The organism is Corallococcus sp. CA047B (assembly GCF_003612065.1).
In the GTDB taxonomy this organism is placed as follows: Bacteria; Myxococcota; Myxococcia; order Myxococcales; family Myxococcaceae; genus Corallococcus; species Corallococcus praedator.
In genome coordinates, this window is sequence record NZ_RAWD01000004.1 from 70,399 (window position 1) to 90,745 (window position 20,347).

Annotated in this window: 17 protein-coding genes; 9 read left to right on the forward strand and 8 right to left on the reverse strand. The window is 70.3% G+C overall.

From position 1 onward, the window contains the following. Positions 1-89: 89 nt before the first annotated feature. A complete protein-coding gene (gene metG / locus D7X74_RS01555; RefSeq protein ID WP_120531105.1) occupies positions 90-2,243 on the reverse strand; it encodes a methionine--tRNA ligase in 2,154 nt (717 codons plus the stop codon). Positions 2,244-2,353: 110 nt separating this feature from the next. Here metG and D7X74_RS01560 point away from each other — a divergent pair, with 110 nt between their 5' ends. After that, entirely contained in the window at positions 2,354-3,148 is a 795-nt protein-coding gene (locus D7X74_RS01560; RefSeq protein WP_120531106.1) for an NRDE family protein, read from the forward strand. A gap of 25 nt (positions 3,149-3,173) precedes the next feature. Here D7X74_RS01560 and D7X74_RS01565 read toward each other — a convergent pair whose 3' ends face one another. The 5 genes from D7X74_RS01565 to holB form a co-directional block, all read right to left on the reverse strand. After that, complete coding sequence (locus D7X74_RS01565; RefSeq protein ID WP_120531107.1) at positions 3,174-4,070, reverse strand: patatin-like phospholipase family protein; 897 nt, start codon at positions 4,068-4,070, stop codon at positions 3,174-3,176. A 256-nt stretch (positions 4,071-4,326) separates the two neighbouring features. Next, the gene (locus D7X74_RS01570; RefSeq protein ID WP_120531108.1) at positions 4,327-6,225 is read right to left on the reverse strand and encodes a M4 family metallopeptidase; all 1,899 of its coding nucleotides are present in this window, start codon (positions 6,223-6,225) and stop codon (positions 4,327-4,329) included. Between the two features lie 372 nt (positions 6,226-6,597). Then, positions 6,598-7,047 (reverse strand): hypothetical protein, encoded by a 450-nt coding sequence (locus D7X74_RS01575; protein ID WP_120531109.1) that lies wholly within the window; start codon positions 7,045-7,047, stop codon positions 6,598-6,600. A gap of 71 nt (positions 7,048-7,118) precedes the next feature. Continuing rightward, positions 7,119-8,423, reverse strand: coding sequence for a DNA polymerase III subunit delta (holA, locus tag D7X74_RS01580; RefSeq protein ID WP_370450701.1), 1,305 nt, complete (start codon positions 8,421-8,423; stop codon positions 7,119-7,121). An 8-nt stretch (positions 8,424-8,431) separates the two neighbouring features. Further along, a complete protein-coding gene (gene holB / locus D7X74_RS01585) occupies positions 8,432-9,466 on the reverse strand; it encodes a DNA polymerase III subunit delta' (RefSeq protein WP_120531111.1) in 1,035 nt (344 codons plus the stop codon). A gap of 82 nt (positions 9,467-9,548) precedes the next feature. Here holB and D7X74_RS01590 point away from each other — a divergent pair, with 82 nt between their 5' ends. The 8 genes from D7X74_RS01590 (at position 9,549) to nadE (ending at position 18,113) form a co-directional block, all read left to right on the forward strand. Then, entirely contained in the window at positions 9,549-11,039 is a 1,491-nt protein-coding gene (locus tag D7X74_RS01590) for a mechanosensitive ion channel family protein (protein WP_233601926.1), read from the forward strand. 138 nt (positions 11,040-11,177) lie between these two features. Then, on the forward strand, positions 11,178-12,053 hold the full coding sequence (locus tag D7X74_RS01595; RefSeq protein ID WP_120531113.1) for a hypothetical protein: 876 nt from the start codon (positions 11,178-11,180) through the stop codon (positions 12,051-12,053). A 1-nt stretch (position 12,054) separates the two neighbouring features. After that, positions 12,055-12,597, forward strand: coding sequence for a DapH/DapD/GlmU-related protein (locus tag D7X74_RS01600; RefSeq protein ID WP_120531114.1), 543 nt, complete (start codon positions 12,055-12,057; stop codon positions 12,595-12,597). Beyond that, complete coding sequence (locus D7X74_RS01605) at positions 12,594-13,190, forward strand: acyltransferase (protein ID WP_120531115.1); 597 nt, start codon at positions 12,594-12,596, stop codon at positions 13,188-13,190. The genes D7X74_RS01600 and D7X74_RS01605 overlap by 4 nt, the downstream gene beginning before the upstream one ends. Before the next feature lie 106 nt (positions 13,191-13,296). Then, a complete protein-coding gene (locus D7X74_RS01610) occupies positions 13,297-13,545 on the forward strand; it encodes an acyl carrier protein (RefSeq protein WP_120531116.1) in 249 nt (82 codons plus the stop codon). Positions 13,546-13,552: 7 nt separating this feature from the next. Next, positions 13,553-15,523 carry an asparagine synthase (glutamine-hydrolyzing) gene (gene asnB, locus D7X74_RS01615; protein WP_120531117.1) on the forward strand — a complete coding sequence of 657 codons (1,971 nt, stop codon included), beginning with the start codon at positions 13,553-13,555 and terminating at the stop codon, positions 15,521-15,523. After that, the gene (locus D7X74_RS01620; RefSeq protein ID WP_120531118.1) at positions 15,520-17,115 is read left to right on the forward strand and encodes a class I adenylate-forming enzyme family protein; all 1,596 of its coding nucleotides are present in this window, start codon (positions 15,520-15,522) and stop codon (positions 17,113-17,115) included. The genes asnB and D7X74_RS01620 overlap by 4 nt, the downstream gene beginning before the upstream one ends. 2 nt (positions 17,116-17,117) lie before the next feature. Next, positions 17,118-18,113 (forward strand): NAD(+) synthase, encoded by a 996-nt coding sequence (nadE, locus tag D7X74_RS01625; protein WP_120531119.1) that lies wholly within the window; start codon positions 17,118-17,120, stop codon positions 18,111-18,113. Positions 18,114-18,123: 10 nt separating this feature from the next. Here nadE and D7X74_RS01630 read toward each other — a convergent pair whose 3' ends face one another. Next, a complete protein-coding gene (locus tag D7X74_RS01630) occupies positions 18,124-19,176 on the reverse strand; it encodes a lipase secretion chaperone (RefSeq protein WP_120531120.1) in 1,053 nt (350 codons plus the stop codon). A 21-nt stretch (positions 19,177-19,197) separates the two neighbouring features. Next, positions 19,198-20,124: a triacylglycerol lipase gene (locus D7X74_RS01635; protein WP_120531121.1), complete on the reverse strand. Its 927-nt coding sequence runs from the start codon at positions 20,122-20,124 to the stop codon at positions 19,198-19,200. Between the last annotated feature and the right edge of the window lie 223 nt (positions 20,125-20,347).

Sequence of the window (20,347 nt, forward strand, 5' to 3'; positions counted from 1 at the left end):
CCGGCTGCGGGCTATTTCTTGTTACCGCCGGGCGGTGATGAACCGCCCGGCGCTTCGTGCCCCAGACGCCTTCCGCGAACGGAGCCGCCCTACTTCACGTCACTGCCAGGGGCCACGTCGCCCGGATCCAACAGGGACAGGTCCTTGCCACCCGAGCCGGCCGTCAGCAGCATCCCGCGCGACTCGATGCCCTTGAGCTTGCGCGGCTTCAGGTTCGCCACCACCACCACGCGCCGGCCCGCCACCGCCTCGGCCGTGTAGGCCTCCGCGATGCCGGAGACGATGGTGCGCGGCGTGCCCTCGCCCAGGTCCACGTCCAGCTTGAGCAGCTTGTCCGCGCCCTTCACCTTCTCCGCGGCCACGATGCGTCCCGCCTTCAGCACCACCTTCGCGAAGTCCGCGTACTCGATGTCCGCGGCGGGGCCGGCCTCCGCGGTCCCCGTGCCCGCACCGGCGCCAGCAGACGCCTGCGTCGTGGGCACCGCGGGCTGGGCTTCAGGCGTCTTCGCTTCCACGGGCTTCTTCTCCTTCTTCTTGTCCTTGCCCCCAGACCCGGGAGTGGTGGAATCGGCCACAGGCAATTCCGGGGGGGCCTTGATGATGGCGTTGACCCGGTCCTCTTCCAGACGGGGCAGCAGCGGCTCCGGCGTGCCCAGCGGGCGGGTACGGTCGAGAAGTGGATACTTCGCGGTCGCGAGCGCCTGGAACGTCAGCGGCGGTGCGTTGAGCTGGGCGAACAGCCGCTCCGACACGCGCGGCGTCACCGGGGCCAGCAGCGCGCCCAGCAGGTAGGCCACGTCCGCCGCGTCCGACAGGTCGGCCCGCGCGGCCTCCGCGTCCTTCTTCACCAGCGCCCAGGGGGCCTGCGTCTGGAGGAAGGCGTTCGCGGTGGACGCGATGTCCGTGATGATCTTGATGGCGGCGCGGTACTCCAGCTTCTCGAACGCTTCGCGCACCTCCGGCACGCGGGCCAGGGCCTGCTCCACCAGCGTGCGCCCCGCCCCTTCCTGGCGGCCCGGCGCGAGCTTCTTCTCCAGCGGTCCCGCCAGCATCGACAGCGCGCGGTTGGCCAGGTTGCCCACGTTGTTGACCAGCTCGCCGTTCACCCGCAGGCGGAAGTCCTTGAGGCTGAGGTCCAGGTCCTCCACGCCGGCGCCCAGGTTGGCCGCGTAGAAGTAGCGCAGGTAGCTGGGGTCCAGCTGCTCCAGATAGTCCCGCGCCGGCACCATGGTGCCTCGGGTCTTGGACATCTTCTCCCCGTTCACGGTCAGGTGCCCGTGCACCTTGATCTCGTTGGGGATGTGGAACCCCGCGACCTTCAACACGGCGGGCCAGAACAGCGCGTGGAAGTAGACGATGTCCTTGCCGATGAAGTGGACGATGCGCGTGGGCGCGTCCTTGGCCCAGTACTCCAGCGCATCCTTCGCGCGGCCGGTCTCCTTCGCCCACTTCTCCGTGGTCGCGATGTAGCCGATGGGCGCGTCCAGCCACACGTAGAAGAACTTGTCAGTCTCCCCCGGAATGGCGAAGCCGAAGTACGGCCCGTCGCGGCTGATGTCCCAGTCCGACAGGCCCTTCTCGAAGAAGCCCTGGAGCTGGGTGGCGAGGCCCGGGTGGATGAAGCCGGGGCGCTTCAAGACCTCCTGGAGGAAGTCCGCGTGCCGCGACAGCCGGAAGAACAGGTGCTCGGAGTTGCGGCGCACCGGCGGCGTGCGGCACAGGGCACAGTGCGCGTCGATGAGGTCGGTGGGGTTGTACGTCTTGCCGCACTTCTCGCACGCGTCGCCGTACTGATCCGCCGCCTTGCAGTTGGGACAGGTGCCCCGGATGAACCGGTCCGGCAGGAACCGCTTGTCCTTCTCGCAGTAGGCCTGCTCGACGTCGCGGCGGTCGATGTCGCCCGCGTCCTTCAGGCGCCCGTAGATGAGCTCCGCGTACTGGCGGTTCTCCGGCGAGTTGGTGGAGTGGAAGTAGTCGAACCGGACGTCGAAGTCCCGGAAGTCGCGCTGGTGCTCGTCGTGGAAGCGCGCGACGAACTGCTCGGGCGGGATGCCCTGCTTCGCGGCGTTGAGCTCGATGGGCGTGCCGTGCGTGTCGTCCGCGCAGAAATAGACGACGTCCTGGCCGCACGAGCGGAGGAAGCGGACGTAGATGTCCGTCTGGACGTACTCGACGACGTGGCCGAGGTGGATGGCGCCGTTCGCGTACGGAAGGGCGCTGGTGACGAGGATTCTCTCCGCCATGGACTCTCCTGAGGGCGGCGGACCATAGCCGCTCGGGGAAACGAGGTCATCGACCAACATGCGCCGCGGCAGGTGCATGGCACGATGGTGGATGTTATCGACCGCCCACCATGTGCACCGTCCTCATCCTCCGTGACGTCCACCCCGAGTGGCCGCTGGTCCTCGCCGCCAACCGGGATGAGTTCTACGCACGTCCGGCCCACGGCCCGAAGGTCCTCTCCGAGTCCCCGCGCGTGGTGGGCGGCCAGGACGTGGAGCGGGGCGGAACGTGGATGGGTGTAACCCACGAAGGGGTGTTTGTCGGCCTGACGAACCAGCGGGGCGCTCGCGGTCTGGGCTCGGCCCCCCGCTCCAGGGGCGAGGTGGTCCTGCGCGCCCTCCAGGCCGGTTCGGTGGAGGCCATCGAGCGCTACCTCGGCACCCTGCCCGCCCCGGAGTTCCTTCCCTTCAACCTGCTCTACGGGGACGGGCGCGTGCTCCGGGTGGCCTACGCACGGCCGGGTCATCCGCACCTGCTGCACGAGGACGTGCCGCCCGGCGTGCACGTGCTGCCCAACGACAGCCTGGACAACCTGGCGCTGCCCAAGGTGGCGCGGGCCCATGCGCTCGCTGAAGGCGTGGCGGGGCGCCCGTGGCCGGAGCTGGTGACGGGGCTCCAGGCAGCGCTGGCCGACCACGCCCTGCCGCCCCGGGACGCGGCGACGGGGCCCCTGTCGGAGGACGGCCTGCCCGCCGACTTCCTCCAACAGCTCCAGGCGCTCTGCATCCACACGGAGGTGTACGGCACGCGCTCGGCGGCCATCGTCGCGCTGGCGCCCGGCCGCGTGGGGCACTACCTGGCCACGGACACGTCGCCCTGCCAGGGCGGATGGCGCGACGTCACGGGCCTGCTCACCACCGCTTGAAGTCCGCTCGGCGGAGCGCCCGACGTCAGTCCAGCCAGGCCCGCATCACCGCGTCGCGGCCCGCGTCGTAGGCGGATTCGAAGGCGGGGCCCCGGCCGGTGAAGGCCTCCACGGGCGGCGCGGGCACGTCCACGCGGATCTCCCGCACGTCGCAGTCCAGGTCCCCCCGGTAGAAGGCCGGCTCGCCGGTGACGTTGATGGCGATGAGCCGCGCACCCGGGAACAGCTGACAGGCGTCGTGGATGGGGGTCGCGGACACGCGGTCCGCGCCCGGGTCGATGCGCTCCAGCGACGCGTCCTCGAACAGCAACGGATTGGCGGCGCTCGCGGCGACGGCCTCCGACAGCGGTCCGTGCGTGACGGTGATGAGCCGCAGGCCCTGATCCGTGGGCGCCTGATGGAAGGTGACGAAGGGCACGGGCAGGTCCTCCACCCGGGCTCCCGCGTAGAAGCGCTCCAGCACATGGGTGAAGCGCTCATGGCTCAGCCGGGGCACCGTGCCCGCGCCGCCCGCCGCCCCCAGCGCGCCCGCCGCGACGGCCGGGCCCAGCGCGCCTCCCGACACCAGCACCGCCAGCAGGCCCACCGCCGCGCCCACCGCGCCCCGCGTCGCGGTCGTCTTGCGCGTCTCCTGTTCGTAGTCCGCGAAGAAGGCCCGGTAGCGCTCGCGCAGGTGGCCCCGGGGTTCGACGGCATAGAGCCCGCCCACCACCGCGCCCATGCTGTTGCCCACCACGCAGTCGATGGGGATGCCCCGGGCCACCAGTGCGTCCAGCGCGCCCACGTGCGCGAGCCCCTTGGTGCCGCCCACCGACAGCACCACGCAGGTGCGCGAAGGCGTCCCGCGCACGCCGTGCCGGCACGACGCGACCCCGAAGCCCACCATCAGCGCCAGCAACACCCCGCCCAGCCGCCGCCCCATGCATCCTCCTGTGAGGGAAGTCCGGGCACCCTACCCCGTTCCCGCTTGCCCGGCCTCGCGGCCCGGGACACAGCCCCCCGGGTCGGTCGCCCTCCTTCGGCGTCGCGCGGATCCATCCAGCGGCCCGCCTGCGGCCCGGCGCGCTCCACCCGGCAGCCCGCGAAAACACGACCGCCCCCGGAACAGGAAGTTCCGGAGGCGGAAGTGGGACCATCACGGTGCCCGGCGTGGCATCACGCCGGGTGCGTGGAGGGGCTTAGTACGTGGCCTTCAGCGACGTGCCGCTGTAGGCGGAGTAGCCGCGGAGCATGATGTACATCTTGCCCGCCGCCGTCTTCGCCGCCGCGCTGCACGACTCCGCGTTGCCGGAGAGGTACGGACGGCAGTCGTAGGACGACGTGGTCGGCGCGGAGCCGAACTTGATGTACATGTCCGCGTCACCCGTGCCACCGCTCAGCACGTAGGTGGAGGCCTTCGCGGCCGGCAGGTCGATGCAGTAGTGGGTCTCGGAGCCGGAGGCGCCCGACAGGCCCGTCTTCGCCACACCGTTGGTCAGCGGGGTGCAGGTCGGAGGCGTCACCGTGCCGCCCACGCCCACCGCTTCCCACGCCGCCGTCACGGCAGCCTGCGTGGCCGCGTCGTAACCCAGCGCCACGGCGGCCTGGACCGTCCAGGTCTTCGCCTGGGCGAACGTCGTGCCCGCCGTGTAGATGTCCGTGTTGGCCTTGTACCAGATGCGGGCGGCCTTCTCGACGCCGATGGCCGGCACCACGATGGTGGAGCGGCCGCGCGGGTGCGTGCCACCCTTCGACAGCAGCGCGAACGCCAGGTTGGGCACGCCGGAGCTGTAGTGCACGTCCGTGCTGGACGTCACGTTGGCCGCCCAGTCCTTGGACGCGCCGTCCTTCGCCGGGTCATCCATGTAGCGCAGGGCGTCGTTCGCCGTGCCGGGCGTCCAGACGTCCTCGCCCACCATCCAGATGGCCGCCGCGGTGCTCCAGCCGTTCACGCGGCTCTCGCAGATGGCGCCGAACGTGTCGGACATCGCCTCGTTGAGGCCACCGGACTGGCCGGAGTACGTGAGGTTGGACTCCTTCGACGTGACGGCGTGGGTCAGCTCGTGGACCGTGACGTCCGCGTCCTTGCCCAGCTCGATGGAGTTCACGCCGTCGCCATCGCCGTACACCATCTGGGTGCCGTCCCAGTAGGCATTCACGTAGTTGGTGCTGTAGTGCACCGTGCTGATGAGCGCCGTGCCCGCGTTGTCCAGCGAGTCGCGGTTGAACAGCGTCTTGTAGCAGTCGTAGGTGTAGCCCAACATGTTGTAGTTGGTGTCGAGGTGCGAGTCGCCGATGGCGGCCTGCCCCTCGGTGCGCTTGAGCGTGCCCGGCGTGCTGGTGCCGTTGTTCGCGCTGTACATCCTGCGGTTCAGCGCCGTGTGGATCTCCGGCACCGTCAGCAGCGTGGCGCCGTTGAGCGCGTCCACATAGACGCGGTTGCGCAGCGGCATCAGGGCGCTCTCGCCCGTCACCGTCACCTCGTGCGCGAGGCGCAGGCGCTGGTCATCCTGCGACCGGACGTACACCAGGCGCGAGCCCGTGACGGCCAGGCCCGTGCCCTGCGTGTCGCGCAGCGCCGCCGTGCGGGCGGCCTCCACGGCGACCAGCGGGCGCGCGGACACCGTGCCACCGGAGCGAGCGGAGCCGTTCGCGCCGAAGATGGCGCCGGACGGATCCACGTGCACCACCAGCTCCTCGCCCACCACCGGCAGACCGTTCAGCGTCTGCGCATAGCGGATGTGCGAAACGCCCTGCTCGTCCACCGACACCCGGCGGACCTGCAGGTCCGACGCGTTCAGGCGGAACAGCGACGCGATGCCCGGCATGGACCCGGCGATGGCCGTGTGCACGTCCGCGGCGGCGAAGCCCGTCAGGGGGCGATCCGCCTGGCCCAGACGACCCTGGATGGTGTGAGGCGTCCCGTCCTCGTTCGTTCCGACAATCTGGGCGCCGGGAATCACGCTCAGCGCGCTCTGCACATCCGCGACCTCATCCGGCTTCTGCTGATCATTCGAAGGGTTGGTGTCCCCGACGCCGCAAGCGGCGAGGGGAAGGGTGGCCAGCAGCGCGGTAACGAAACGAGTGGTGCGAACCAAGGTGGTTCCTCCTGCCAGGCGAAAGGGGGTGTCGCCGTGGCAGCGCTCCACTGAGCATTCTTCGGGCCAACGCCTTAAGTGGCCGGAATGCTTCGCATCAAGAGAAGGCATCGAAACCGGGCTGGCACATGAATGCCCAGTAAATCTTCTGAAATGTGCAAGTAATCGTTACGCAGCGGTGGCCAAGCCCATGACTTTCCAGGGGATTTCAGACGCCCGCGCGCGCTGTCCTCAACCGTGACAGTCCACGCGCGGTGTGTCCTCTATTCAGGCAATCCATGGTTGACGGCTTTTTCTTGGTGAGCAAAGCACCGCCGGGTTTCACACCGCGCCCGGTCGTCCGCACGTGATGCAGGCGGCCGGACGGCTGCGTCAGCGCGGCATCCCAAGGAGCACGCGCGCGCGTCCGTCCATGGGCAGCGCGACCTCTTCCACGACCGTGATGCCCGCGTCGCGCGCGACGTCGGCCAGGTGCCGCATCCACGGTTTGTAGGGCATCCCGTTGTCGGAGCAGCAAGGGACGACGGCGAAGCCCAGGCCGTGGCGCGCGGCATACTCGATGATGATGCGGGTGGCGCCGTCGGGGTGCATCCCCACCACCAGCTCCGCCTCGCAGGGCTCCTCCAGGGTGAAGGGCCGCTGCGCGTACTGCACCGGCAGGTGCTTGTGGCGCAGGTCGAAGGTGGTCACGGTGCGCCCGCGCTGGGTGAGGGCCTCGTTCAGCTTCCCCATGCCGCCGGCCACGTCATAGACGCGGGTGGCCTGGGGGAAGCGCGTGACGAGGAGGTCCGCGAAGAGGTCGAAGCGCCGCTTGTCCGCCATGTGCCCTCCTCTACCCCAGGCCCGGCCCGGCGCGCACGCACCGGATGCCGGGCCGCTGCCCCGCCCGGTCCTCAGCCTCGGGTGCAGACCGTCCAGAGGAGCCGTTCAATGACGAGCTTCCCGCTGGCGGACGACTTCAGCGCCAGGTCCGCGTCCGCGCACGCCACCAGGGCGTTGAGCAGCTCACGGCGCTCGTAGCGCGCGGCGGCCTGCATGCCGAACGCGAGCGCCCACGCGTTGGGCGTCTTGCGCTTGGCGACCTTCAGCTCCGCCTCCAGCTTCGGAAGGATGCGCGTCTCCACGTCGCGCCCGTTCTTGGGAGGATTGCCTCCGCCGTACCGCTCCAGCCAGGCGTGGTTCTCCAAGAGCGAGCGGACGATGGAGGCCACCGCGCCCAAGAGCTGCAACGCGTGCGTCCCCTGCCCCATCGCGTCCTCGGCGTAGGACAGCGCGTCCTTCAGCTCGCGCTTCTGGAGGGCCTCCGTCAATTCGAAGAACTCCTCCTCGCGCGCGTGGTGCACCAGCAGCGCCACGTGCGCCGCCTCGATGGTGGGCCCTTCCGCGTAGACGGCCAGCTTCTCCAGCTCCGACTGGAGCAGCCGGATGTTGCCGCCGATGCGCTCCTTCAACCCCTCCAGCGCGCCCGGCCCCAGCTTCTTCTTCAGGGGGGCCAGGAACTCGCGGGCAATCTCACTGAGGTCCAGGTCCTTGTGCCGCGCGGCCACCTTGCGCTCGAAGAGGCGGCCCTTGTCCTGCGCGAACTTGAGCAGCGGGCTGCGCGAGTCCACGTCCGTCGCCGCCAGCACCAGCGCATGGCCCGGGGGCACACCCTTCTGGAGCAGCTCCAGCAGCGCGGACGCGTCGCCTTCGGGCGCGCTGATGCGCTCCTCGCGGCAGAAGGTCGCGGCCTCCTGGAGGAAGGCGAGGTCCGCCTCCGCCAGGTCCACGTTCAGTTCGTCCTTCCACTGCTCCACCGTGGGCGCGCCGGGCGTGCGCGGGTCCAACTGGTCCACGCCCCAGCCCGCGCGGCCCGCGAGCGCCAGCAGCCGCCGCGCGCCTTCCTTGCGCTTGCCCGCCTTCCACGCGTCGCGCGCCTTGGCCAGCGCGTCGCCCTTGCCCTTCTTGGGCGCGATGAACTCCGGGTCCCGGACGAGCACCACCTTGCGTCCGGGGAACAGGGGCATCGTGGCCAACTCCTGAGCCACCTCGCGCGGTGAGGCCGCGTCCAGCACCGCGAGGTTCAGCCCCATGGCGGCGTCCGGCACCAGGGTCTTCACCAGCTCGTCGGCGCCCTTGCGGACCAGGAACTCCTCGCCCCACAGGAGGTACAGCGGCCACACCTTGCCGCCCTTCACCTCCGCCAGCACCTCATCCATGTCCGCGCTCAACGGCCCTCCACGCACAGCTCGATGAGCAGGCGCTCCAGTTGCAACCGGGGCGCGCCGTTGCGCGTGCCAATGGCCACGCGCGCCGACTCCAGCAGCGCGTTGCGCCGGTGCAGCGCGGCCTCCGACGTGCGTCCCGCCACCTCCGCCGCCAGTGCCTTCAGGTCCCGGTTCGCCATCCCCGCCTCCGCCTCCGCCTTCGCGAGCGCCACGTCGCGCGTCCACAACAAGAGCAGCTCCAGCGTCGTGTCCGCGTCCTCGCGCGACCCGCCATGGCCTTCCGCGAAGCGCAGCAGGCCCGGGATGTCATTGCCTCGCAGGGACTCGAACGCGGTGATGACGTCCTTGCGCTGCGCCAGCGCCTTCACATCCAGCGCGAGCGCCCGGCCCAGGCTGCCGCCGGACATCACCGCGGCCAGCGCGGCGGTGTCCGCGTCCAGCTTGCGCGCCTCGCGCACGTGCTCGGCGACCATCTCCACCGGCAGCGGGGCGAAGTGCACCTTGCTGCACCGGCTGCGGATGGTGGGCAAGAGCCGGTCCATGGCGCTGGCCACCAGGATGAGGGTCGTCTCCGAGGGCGGCTCCTCCAGCGTCTTGAGGAAGGCGTTCTGCGCCTGGACGTTCATCTGCTCGGCGCTGACGATGATGGCCACCTTGCGCTTCGACTCCAGGCCGCGCAGCGCCAGTCGCTCCTGGAGCTGCCTTATCTGCTCCACGCGCAGCTCGCGGCTGGGCGTGCCGGTGAAGTCCGAGCGGCCCGCCAGGCCCCGCGACACGCGCTCGTCGTCCGGCATCACGTACGTGACGTCCGGGTGCAGCCCCTTGGCGATGCGCACGCAACTGGCGCACCGGCCGCAGCCCACCTCCGGAGCCTCGGGGCACGTGAGGGCCTGGGCCAGCCCCACCGCGGCCAGCTCCTTGCCCACGCCCTCCGGTCCGGCGAACAGGTAGGCGTGGTGCACCGAGCCCGTCCGCAGGGCGGATTGGAGCGCATCCATCGCGCGGGGCTGTCCCTGCACCGAGGCAAGCGTCATGGGGGCGTGTATCTCCGCTCGGCGGGCACCCGTCAACCGCCGCCTTGACCCCCACGCACGCGGACGGTCAGATTCAGGCCGCGTGCCGAACTTCCTCGAAGGCCATCTCCCCCTGCTGGCGGGGGCCATCCTCACGGTGGTCCTGCTGGGCATCCGCGGCACCACCCGAGACCCGGACCTGCGCGACGACCTCCGGGGCGCCGTGCGGATGCTCATCGCGTTCCTCGTGCTGCGGACGGTGTCTCGCTTCCTGCCGGAAGCGGGCACGTCGGAGGGCCTGCGCAAGGCCGTGGGCGTGGGCTGGATGCTCACGTTCGCCTACGGCGTCATCCGCGCCGCGGTGGCGTTCGCGCTGAAGCTCGTGCGGATGCGCTCGCCGGTGACGACGCCGAAGATCCTCCGCGACGTCATCGACTTCACGCTGTACGCGCTCGCCACGGTGCCCATCCTCCAGAGCCAGCTCAACCTGGACCTGGCGGGCCTGCTGGCCACGTCCGCGGTGCTCACGGTGGTCATCGGCCTTGCGCTCCAGGAGACGCTGGGCAACCTCTTCGCGGGCCTGTCGCTGCAGTTGGACCGCCCCTTCGAGGTGGGCGACTTCATCCGCATTGGCGAGCACACCGGGCGCGTGGTGCACATCGGGTGGCGCTCCATCCGCATCGCCAACTTCCGGCGGGAGGTCATCACGCTGCCCAACAGCATGGTGGGCAAGGAGCACGTGAAGAACTTCACCCAGCACCGCGAGCCCGTGGGCATCGAGGTGCAGTTGGGCGTGTCGCTGGACGCGCCGCCCAACCAGGTGAAGCAGGCCCTGCTGGACGTGGCCCGGGAGATTCCTCAGGTCCTCATCCAGCCGCCGCCCATGGCGCGCACGGTGTCCTTCACCGACTCCAACGTGCAGTACATGGTGCGCGTCTTCCTCAACGACTTCGCGCTGTCGGACAGCGTGAAGGAGGAGCTGCACACGCGGCTGTGGTACCGGCTGCGCCGCGAGGGCATCGAGCTGCCCCATGCCCAGCGCACGGTGCACGTGCGCCGCGATGCCACCACGAAGCGCCGCGACCTGGCCGACACCACCGTGCGGGACCTGCTGCGACAGGTGGACCTGTTCACCCCGCTGGGTCCGGAGGAGCTGGAGCGCCTGCACCGCGAGGTCGTCGTGCGCCGCTTCGGCCAGGGCGAGCGCATCATCCAGGAGGGCGACGAGGGCGGCACCTTCTACGTCGTGGCCTCCGGCGAGGTCAGCGTGAGGGCCGGCACGCTCCAATCGGAGATCACCCGCCTGGGGCCGGGCCACTACATCGGAGAGATGTCGCTGCTCACCGGCGAGCGCCGCGCCGCTTCCGTGGTGGCCCTCCAGGACTCCGTGCTGCTGGAGCTGGACCGTCCCACCTTCGCGCGCCTGTTCTCCGACTACCCGGGCCTGGCCCGCCAGCTCTCCGCGCTGCTCGCCCAGCGCCGCAACCAACTGCGCGCCGTGGCCCAGTCCGTGGGCGGAAGCCCGGACCACACCCCCGAGGCCGGCCGCATCCTGGGACGGCTGCGGCAGCTCTTTGGCCTGACGCAGGAGTAGGTGTGGCTTTCCACAGGGCAATTCCGGGGCAATCCCGACCCTCTGGAGGTACGCCCCGTGGTGGGCCGGACGGCATGCATCCAACCATGCGTCCAGGGCCTTTGACGCTCGGCGCCGGAAGGGTCTAAACGTTCACATATGCAATCCGTCCGTGGCTTCCCCGCGCGATTAGGTGCCCTGCTCCTGCCTGGCGCGCTGCTCATGGCCCTGCCCCAGAGCGCGGCGGCCACGGCCCAGGTAAAGCCAGACGAGACACGCGTGGGACTGGAGCGCCTTTCGCACCGCCGCGTGTTCTTCGGCCACCAGTCCGTGGGCGGCAACATCCTGGAGGGGGTGCGCGGCCTGACGTCCGCGGCGAACGCGCCCGCGCCCGCCTTCGTGGAGGTGAAGGACGCGACCGCGACGCTCAAGCCCGGCACGTTCGCGCATGCGCTGGTGGGACAGAACGAGCAGCCGGAGACGAAGCTCGCGCACTTCGAGCAGTTGCTGGACTCAGGCCTCGCGAAGCAGGTGGACGTGGCGCTGCTCAAGTTCTGCTACATCGACTTCAGCAGCGGCACCGACGCGAAGGCCCTCTTCGAGAAGTACCGCGCCACGCTCGCGGGCCTGAAGACGCGCCACCCGGGTGTCACCTTCGTGCACGTCACCGCCCCCCTGACGACGGTGCAGCGCGGGGCCAGGGCCTGGTTCAATGAGTTGCGCGGCCGGCCCGTCTTCGGCGTCGGGGAGAACGTGTCGCGCGAGGCGTTCAACGCGCTGATGCGCCAGACGTACGGCGGCAAGGAGCCGCTGTTCGACCTGGCCGCGCTGGAGTCGTCCCAGGCCGACGGCACGCGTGAGACGTTCGACGTGAATGGCCGAGCCTACCCGGCGATGGTGCCCGCCTATTCGGATGACGGCGGCCACCTCAATGCCCAGGGACAGGCGCGCGTGGCCTCCGCGTTCGTCACCTTCCTCGGGGCCCTGCCCGAAACCCCGCGCGAGGCCCCGGCCTCCGCGAAGGCCAATCCCTGACATGCGCATTCCCTTGATGATGATGCTCGGCCTGGGGCCGACCGTCGCGCGTCTGAAATTGCGGCGCTGCAAGTCGGTGGGAGCGATTCCCACCGTCTGGGGGCGCGTCTGGATTCACGGTGAGGGTGAAGTCGAGGTAGGTCACCGCGTGGTGTTCGACGCGCGGATGGCTCCCATTGAATTGCATGCGCAGCGGGGGGCTCGCATCGTGATTGAAGATGACGTGACCATCGAAGGTGGCAGCTCCATCGAAGCGCAGTCCTACGTGGTGCTGGGCGCGCGAAGCCGCCTGGGCATGTGGTGCAAGCTCCTGGACAACATGTACCACCCGCTGCGCGGCAACCGGCACGAGCGGCCCAAGTCGACGCCGCTGGTGGTGGAGGAAGGCGTCACGGTGGGCAGCCGCTCCATCCTGCTGCCGGGCACCCATCTGCAGAAGGGCGCGAGCGTGGCGTCCGGGACGGTCATCTCCCGCCGCATCCCGCCGGGCGTGTCGGTGGGCGGCTCGCCGGCGCGGGCGCTGCGGCGCGAGGTGGCGCGATGAGGGCCGGTCTTCCCTCCACGGCGGAGGCCGCGCAGGTGGTGCGCGCGGGCCTCCAGGTGATGCGCACGGAGGTGCTTCCCCGCGCGGAGCGGGCCGTGGGGGTCGCGCGGGCGCGGTGGCTCTTCCGAGCCTTCCACCTGGGCCAGGGCGTGGCGGCGTACGGGCCGGTGGCGGCGCGCAACGACGGGCACGCGGAGCTGGGGGACAAGCTGACGTTCCTGGGCGGCATGCTGCCCACGTCGGTGGTCTGCTACGAGAACGCGCGGCTGGTGGTGGGCGCGGAGACCCAGTTCAACTACGGCGTGTCGCTGGAGGCGTGGGAGTCGGTGCAGATTGGCGCCCGGTGCATGTTCGCGTCCTTCGTGCGCGTGAGCGACCGGGACGGCCAGCGCATCGCGCCCATCATCATCGAGGACGACGTCTGGGTGGCCCACGGCGCCATCCTGCTGCCGGGCGTGCGCATTGGCGCGCGGTCGGTGGTGTCCGCCGGCAGCATCGTTTCGCAGGACGTGCCCCCGGACTCGCTCGCCATGGGCAACCCGGCGCGCAGCATGAGCCTGGACCTGGTGGCCCGCGAAGCCACCGGCTCCTGAAGCCGTCCCCTTTGCTTCTTCGCCGCCCGGCGCTCAGCAAAGCGCGCCGGGTGCGTTGTTCCCAGCACCGTCCTTCCACACCCCATTGCCAGACAGGATCCACCCCATGAGCACGCGTGACACGCTTCGCACCTTCATCGTCGACACCTTCTTCGTGGATGAGTTCGGCGACGACGACTCCTTCCTGCGCAAGGGGCTCATCGACTCCACCGGCATGATGGAGCTGGTGGCCTTCATCGAGTCGGAGTTCCACATCAAGCTCGACGACAAGGAGCTGGTGCCGGAGAACCTGGACTCGCTCTCCCGCGTGGTGGCGTTCGTGGGCCGCAAGCAGGCGCTGTCGAAGGCGAGCTGAGCCCACCATGTGCGGCATCGCGGGCTTCACCTTCGAGGCGGGCGCGGACACCGCTCCGGCGCTCCACGCCGACCGGCTGCGCCGCATGACCGCCAGCATCAAGCACCGGGGCCCGGACGCACAGCGGGCCCTGCTCCTGGACGGGGCCGCGCTGGGGCACGCGCGGTTGTCCATCGTGGACCTCGCCTCCGGCCACCAGCCGATGCGCGACGACGCCACGGGCCTCACCCTCGTCTTCAACGGTGAAATCTTCAACCACGTGGAGCTGCGCGAGCAGTTGTCGGGGGCCTACGCCTTCCGCACGCGCTCCGACACGGAGGTCATCCTCGCGGCCTTCCTCACGTGGGGCATCGACTGCGTGCGCCGCTTCGAGGGCCAGTGGGCCTTCGCCCTGTGGGATCCGCGCGACCGCTCGCTCTGGATGTCGCGCGACCGGGTGGGCATCTGCCCGTTGTTCTACGCGACGTTGCCGGGGAGCCAGCTGGCCTTCGCGTCGGAGGCGAAGGCGCTCTTCGCGAGCGGTCTGGTCGCGCCCGCGCTGGATGCCCGGGGCCTGAAGCAGACCTTCCAGCTCTGGGCGCCCGTGGCGCCGCGCACCTCGTTCGAGGGCGTGTCGCTGCTGCCGCCCGCGCACACCGCGAAGTGGCGGGACGGCCTGCTGACGCTCCACCGCTACTGGGACCTGGACTTCGGCGTGACGCCGGATGCGCCGGACGCGCCCCGCCTGCTGGAGGAGCTGGGGGCGGTGCTGGACCGCGCGGTGCGACTGAGGCTGCGCGCGGACGTGCCGGTGGCGGCGTACCTGTCGGGCGGGCTGGATTCGAGCCTGCTGTGCGCGCTGGCGCAGGAGCAGCTGGGCGGCACGCTGCGCACCTTCTCCGTGGGCTTCGCGCACGCGCGGTTCGACGAGCGCACGCACCAGGCGACGGTCGCGGAGCAGCTGCGCACCGAGCACCGCGTGGTGGAGATGCGCGACGGGGACATTGGCGCGCTGGTGCCCGGCGTCATCTTCCACGCCGAGCAGGCGATGATGCGCTCCGCGCCCGCGCCCTTCCTGCGGTTGAGTGGCTGGGTGCGCGACCACGGCATCAAGGTGGTGCTGACGGGCGAAGGGTCGGACGAGATGTTCCTCGGCTACGACCTGTTCAAGGAGACGAAGGTGCGCCAGTTCTGGGCGCGCCAGCCGGGCTCGAAGTACCGGCCGATGCTCCTGCGCAAGCTCTACCCCACGCTGTCGGTGAGCCAGCAGAGCGTGGAACTGTTGCGCGAGTTCTTCGGCCAGGGGCTGGAGACACCGGACGCGCTGGCGTTCTCGCACCTGGTGCGGTGGGGCAACAGTGGCCGCATCCTGCGCTTCCTCGCGCCGGAGTTCGCCGCGCGGGTGGCGGACGAAGATCCGGTGGCGTCGGTGCTCGCCTCCGTGCCGAAGGCCGTGGCCGGGTGGCGTCCGCTGGCGCGGGCCCAGTACCTGGAGGCGCGCACGCTGCTGTCGGGATACCTGCTGTCCGCGCAGGGCGACCGCATGCTGCTGGGCAACGCGGTGGAGGGGCGCTTCCCGTTCCTGGACACGGGCGTGATGGAGTTCGCCGCGCGCGTGCCGGAGCGCCTGCGGCTGCGCGGGCTGGATGAGAAGCACCTGCTCAAGCGCTTCTCACGGGGCCGGGTGCCCGCCTCCATCCTGGAGCGCAGCAAGTTCCCCTACCGTGCCCCCATCGCGGGCGCGCTGGTGGGCCCGGAGGCCCCGGCCTGGGCGCGCGAAATGCTCGCACCGGAGGCGGTGGCCGCCACGGGCGTCTTCGACGCGCGCAAGGTGGAGCGGTTGGTGGCGAAGCTGCGCGCGCCGAACTCCGCGGAGAGCGAGGCGGACACCATGGCCCTGTTCGCCGTGGCCTCCACGCAGTTGCTCGCGCATCACTTCCTCACCCCGCGCGCGGTGCCGCAGGCGGATGTGGACGCGGTGCAACTGGAGGCCGCATGAGCACCCACGCGGACACCGCGCCCTCGTGGGTGCGCGCCCACGCGCAGGCCACGCCCGATGCCCCGGCGGTGGATTCACCGTGGGCGCGGCTCACCTACGCCCAGCTCGAAACACGGATGCTCGCGCTCGCGGGACTCCTGCGGGACGCGGGCGTGGAGCCGGGAGCACGCGTCCTCATCGCCCTGCCCCTGGGCTGCGCGGCGGCGGTCACGGGGCTCGCGGTGCAGGCGCTGGGCGCGTGCGCGGTGGAGCTGGACCGTGAGACGGGCGCGGACTCGCTGGAGGACATCCTCGCGCAGACGGGGGCCCGGCACGCGGTCATCTTCGGTCAGGACGCCCGACGCTGGACGGGCCGCGCGTCACTCACCCACTTCTTCGTGGTCCACGGCTCCCGTCCTCCGGAACGCCTGCGCGGCCTGCTCGCGCCCGCGACGTGCACGTGGTTGCAGGAGGACGGCACGGTGGATCCGGACGTCGTCCCAGCGCCCCTGTCCGCCCTGCCCTCCCTGTCACCGGAGGCGCCTGCGTCCATCGTCTACACGTCCGGCAGCACGGGCACGCCCCGGGGCGTCCTCCAGACGTTCGCCAACATCGCGGCGAACACGCGCTCCATCGTGGAGTACCTGGGCCTGACGGCGCGCGACCGCGCCATGCACATCCTTCCGCTGCACTACTGCTACGGGAAGAGCGTGCTCCAGACGCACCTGCTCGCGGGCGGCTCCGTGTTCCTGGATCCGCGCTTCATGTACCCGCAGGTCGTGCTGGAGGCCATGGCCTCCGAGGCGTGCACCGGTTTCGCGGGCGTGCCCCTCACCTTCGAACTGCTGCGCCGCCAGGCCGCGCCCGAGTCCCTGTCCAAGCTCACCCTGCGCTACCTCACCCAGGCAGGCGGCGGCATGTCCCCGGACACGGTGCGCTGGACGCGCGAGTCCTTCCACCCGGCGGAGCTGTTCGTGATGTACGGCCAGACGGAGGCCACCGCGCGGCTGAGCTACCTGCCGCCCGCGCGCGCCACCGACAAGGCGGGCTCCATTGGCCAGGGCATCCCGGGGGTGACGCTGGCCGTGGTCGCGGAGGACGGGACGCCCCTCGCGGACGGAGAGGTGGGCCAACTGGTCGCCAAGGGCGCGAACGTGACGCCCGGCTACCTGGACGCACCCGACGAAACCGCCGCCATCCTCCACGACGGTTGGCTGTGGACCGGCGACCTCGCGTGGCGCGACGCGGACGGCTTCTTCTTCCTCGTGGGCCGCGCGAAGGAGATCCTCAAGGTCGGCGGCCACCGGGTGAGCCCCGTGGAGATGGAGCACGTGCTCGCGCGCCATCCGGCGGTGCTGGAGGTCGCGGTGGTGGGCGTGCCGGATGAGCTGGGCGGCGAGGCGGCGTGCGCGGTGGTGGTGCTGAAGCCGGACGCCACGCCGAAGGAGGACGACCTGCGCCGCTTCTGCCGTGAGTCCCTGCCCGCCCACAAGGTGCCGCGCCACGTGCTGTTCACCGAAGCGCTCCCGCGCGGTCCCACCGGCAAGGTGCTCAAGGCCGACCTGCGCACGCGCGTGCTGTCTTCACTTTCTTCCCCTGAATCGAGGTCGTGACGATGAAGTTCTCCAAGCAGGTGCTGGAACTGGACTGGGAGGCCAAGGCCGCGTCGCTGTCGGACGGGCTGAAGGAGGCGGTGCTCAAGAAGCTGCGCAAGCGCGGGCTCGTGGTCGCCGTCTCCGGCGGCATCGACTCCGCGTGCGTCGCCGCGCTGGCGGTGCGCGCGCTGGGGCCGGACCGCGTCTTCGGCATCCTCCTGCCGGAGCGCGACTCCAGCGGGCTGTCCTCCAAGCTGGGCCGCGAGCTCTGCGAGAAGCTGGGCATCCAGCACACGCTGCATGACATCGCGCCCGTGCTGGAGGCCGCCGGGTGCTACTCGCAGCGCGACGCGGCGGTGCGGTCGGTGTTCCCCGACTTCCAGCCGGACATGAAGTGGAAGATCGTCATGCACGGCGACCGGCTGAACACGGACGCCCTCAACGTCTTCTACGTGGTGGTGCAGGTGGACGGGCAGGAGCAGCGCTTCCGCCTCACGCCCCAGGCCTACGTGCAGATTGTCGCCGCCACCAACTTCAAGCAGCGCGTGCGCAAGATGATGGAGTACTTCCACGCGGACCGGCTGAACTACGCCGCGTCCGGCACGCCCAACCGCCTGGAGTATGATCAGGGCTTCTTCGTGAAGCTGGGCGACGGCGCCGCGGACGTGAAGCCCATCGCCAGCCTCTACAAGACGCAGACGTACAAGCTGGCGCGGCACCTGGGCGTCATCGACGGCATCCTCAACCGCGAGCCCACCACGGACACCTTCAGCCTGGAGCAGTCCCAGGAGGACTTCTACTTCTCCGTGCACTACTCCCAGTTGGACCTCATCCTCTGGGCGAAGAACCACGGCGTCACGCCCGAGGAGGTCTCCGCGGAGATGGGCCTCACGCCGCAGCAGGTTCAGCGCGTGTTCGACGACATCGACCAGAAGCGCCGCACCACCGCGTACCTGCACGCGCAGCCGCTGCTGCTCGAAGAGGTCTCCGAGCTGAAGCCGTACAAGATCGGCTGAAGCCCGCGCCTCACCCGCCGCCGGAGGCCGCTTCGATGGAGTCCGCGGCCTCCACCCGGAGGCGCTCCTCCGGGGTGAAGGAGTCGAAGAGCAGCCGCTGCACGGCGGCCTGACGCAGGGCCGGATCCGGCTGGGTCCGGCCCAATGCCTCACGCTTCGCACGGAAGTCCGCCAGGCGCTGCTTCCACTGGGCGCGCTCCTGATCCAACGCCTCCAGCCGCTCGGTGGCCTCTGGCCCCACGGTGGACAGCCGGTGCTGGTGCAGGTCCTCCGGCGTCGCGCCACCGGCCAGCAGCTCCTGCTCCACGGCCATCTGGCGCAAGGGACGCGCGGCCTCCTCGCGGCTCTGGCGCACCGCCGGAGGAAGGCGCTCCTCCAGGGCGGCCATGCGCTTCTCGCGCTCGTCGGCCGTCAGTGACGCATCCTTCTGCAGCTTCAGCCGCTCCACGGCCACGGCGTCCACCGCCTCCTCCTGACCGAACATGCCATCGGCGCTGCCGCCCAGGTGCTCGCGGCGCAGCTTGCGCAGGGCCTCCAGGCGCTCGGCGGTGTCCATCGCGCCGGCCGAGGGCGTCCGTCCGAACGCACGGGCCGCTTCGAGATAGGCCAGGTAGTCGTCCAGCACCTGCACCGCTTCGTCCATGGCGGCCGGGGGCAGCTTCTTCGCCCGCAGCGACGCGAGGATGCGCTCGCGGATTTGCGCCGGGGACTCCTCGCCCGTCGCGGACAGGTAGTAGTTGAAGAAGCGCAGCAGGTCCGGGTTCGGCACCAGGTGCCCGGACGCATCCACGAAGACAGCGCCATCTTCCTCGGTGTCCCGGAGCGAGCCCGGCAGGGGCGGCAGCGCTTCCCCGGGGGACGTCGTCGTCGGGACACCGCCAGCGCCAGCCACGGGCGCTCCAGCGGGCGTCGCGCGCGGGCCGGGGGCCTGGGCGATGGGAACGGAGGTCAGCGGTACGGCGGGCCCGGGCGAGTCCTCCGCCCGGACCTTCCACCACGAGAAGACGCCGGCAGCCAGCAGGGCGCACAGCGCGACCACGAGAATGACGGCGCGGCTCTTCATGGCGGGATGCTCCTGGAGGGACTACAGGCCCGCGGTCTTCAGCCGGTTCGCCTGGGTGCGGAAGACGGACTTCGGGTCGGTGAAGAACGCCGTGAGGCCCAGCACCTGGTTCACTTCGTCCAGGTGGTTCATGTCGTAGTTGTCACGAATCACCGAGCCGAAGCGCGAGCTGCAGCGGCCCACGAGGCCGTCGTTGGACTCGCTGTAGAAGAACGACGACAGCTTCAGCGCGTAGTCGGACGCGTCGAAGACGTTGGTGAAGGGATCCGTGCCGGACCAGGAGTAGTAGCGCTGGCCCTGGGTGCCCGTCGCCGCGCCGGTGCCGCACGAGGACGTGGGCAGACCCGCCGGGAACTTGGCGTTGTACGTGGCCGCGCCCGACGCGGACAGGGCCGCCAGCGCGCCAATCGCGTCCTGGGGCTGCGTGTGGCCGGACAGCAGGCCCAGCACCATGCCCAGGTTGTTGGCGAAGTACGCCAGCACGCTCTCCGTGAACGAGCCGCCCTTCAGGTTCGAGCGCAGGTAGGTCGCCAGGTCCGCGCCCTTGTGCGGCGTGCCCACCGTCGTCACCGACGCGACCAGGTCCGGCCGCACCGCCGCCACGTAGCGCACGTCCAGGCCGCCGTGGCTGTGGCCGATGAGGTTCACCTTCTTCGCGCCGGAGCGCGCGAGCACGTTCTGCACCTGCGCGAGCAGCGCCTCACCGCGCGCCTCGCTCGTGTTGAACTGCGGAACGTGCGTGATGTAGACCTTCGCGCCGCCCGACGTCAGGTTGGATTCAATGCCGTAGAAGTAGTCGAGCACGCCAAACAGCGAATCGAAACCCGCCATGCCGTGCGCCAGCACGATGGGGTACTTCGTCTGCGTGTACGTATCTGCACGGGCAGGCTGCGCCCAGAGGGCAAGAACCGCGACGGCCAGAACAAGGGTCCGGACAGCGTTTCGCATACAGGCTCCTGGTGGGAGGGCGGGCCGGTCAGAGGGATTGACCCGCGAATCAGCCCATAAAGCGAGACACTGATAAAAAGCAAGCCAGCCCCTGATTTACCTGCAAAGCATGTCATCTCCGGGTCAGGCCAGACGCCGGGGGTTGTCCCCTCTCCCTCTGCGACGCATTGCGACACAAAATGAGACGCATTGCACCATAGCAATCCAACGCATCGCATCAACA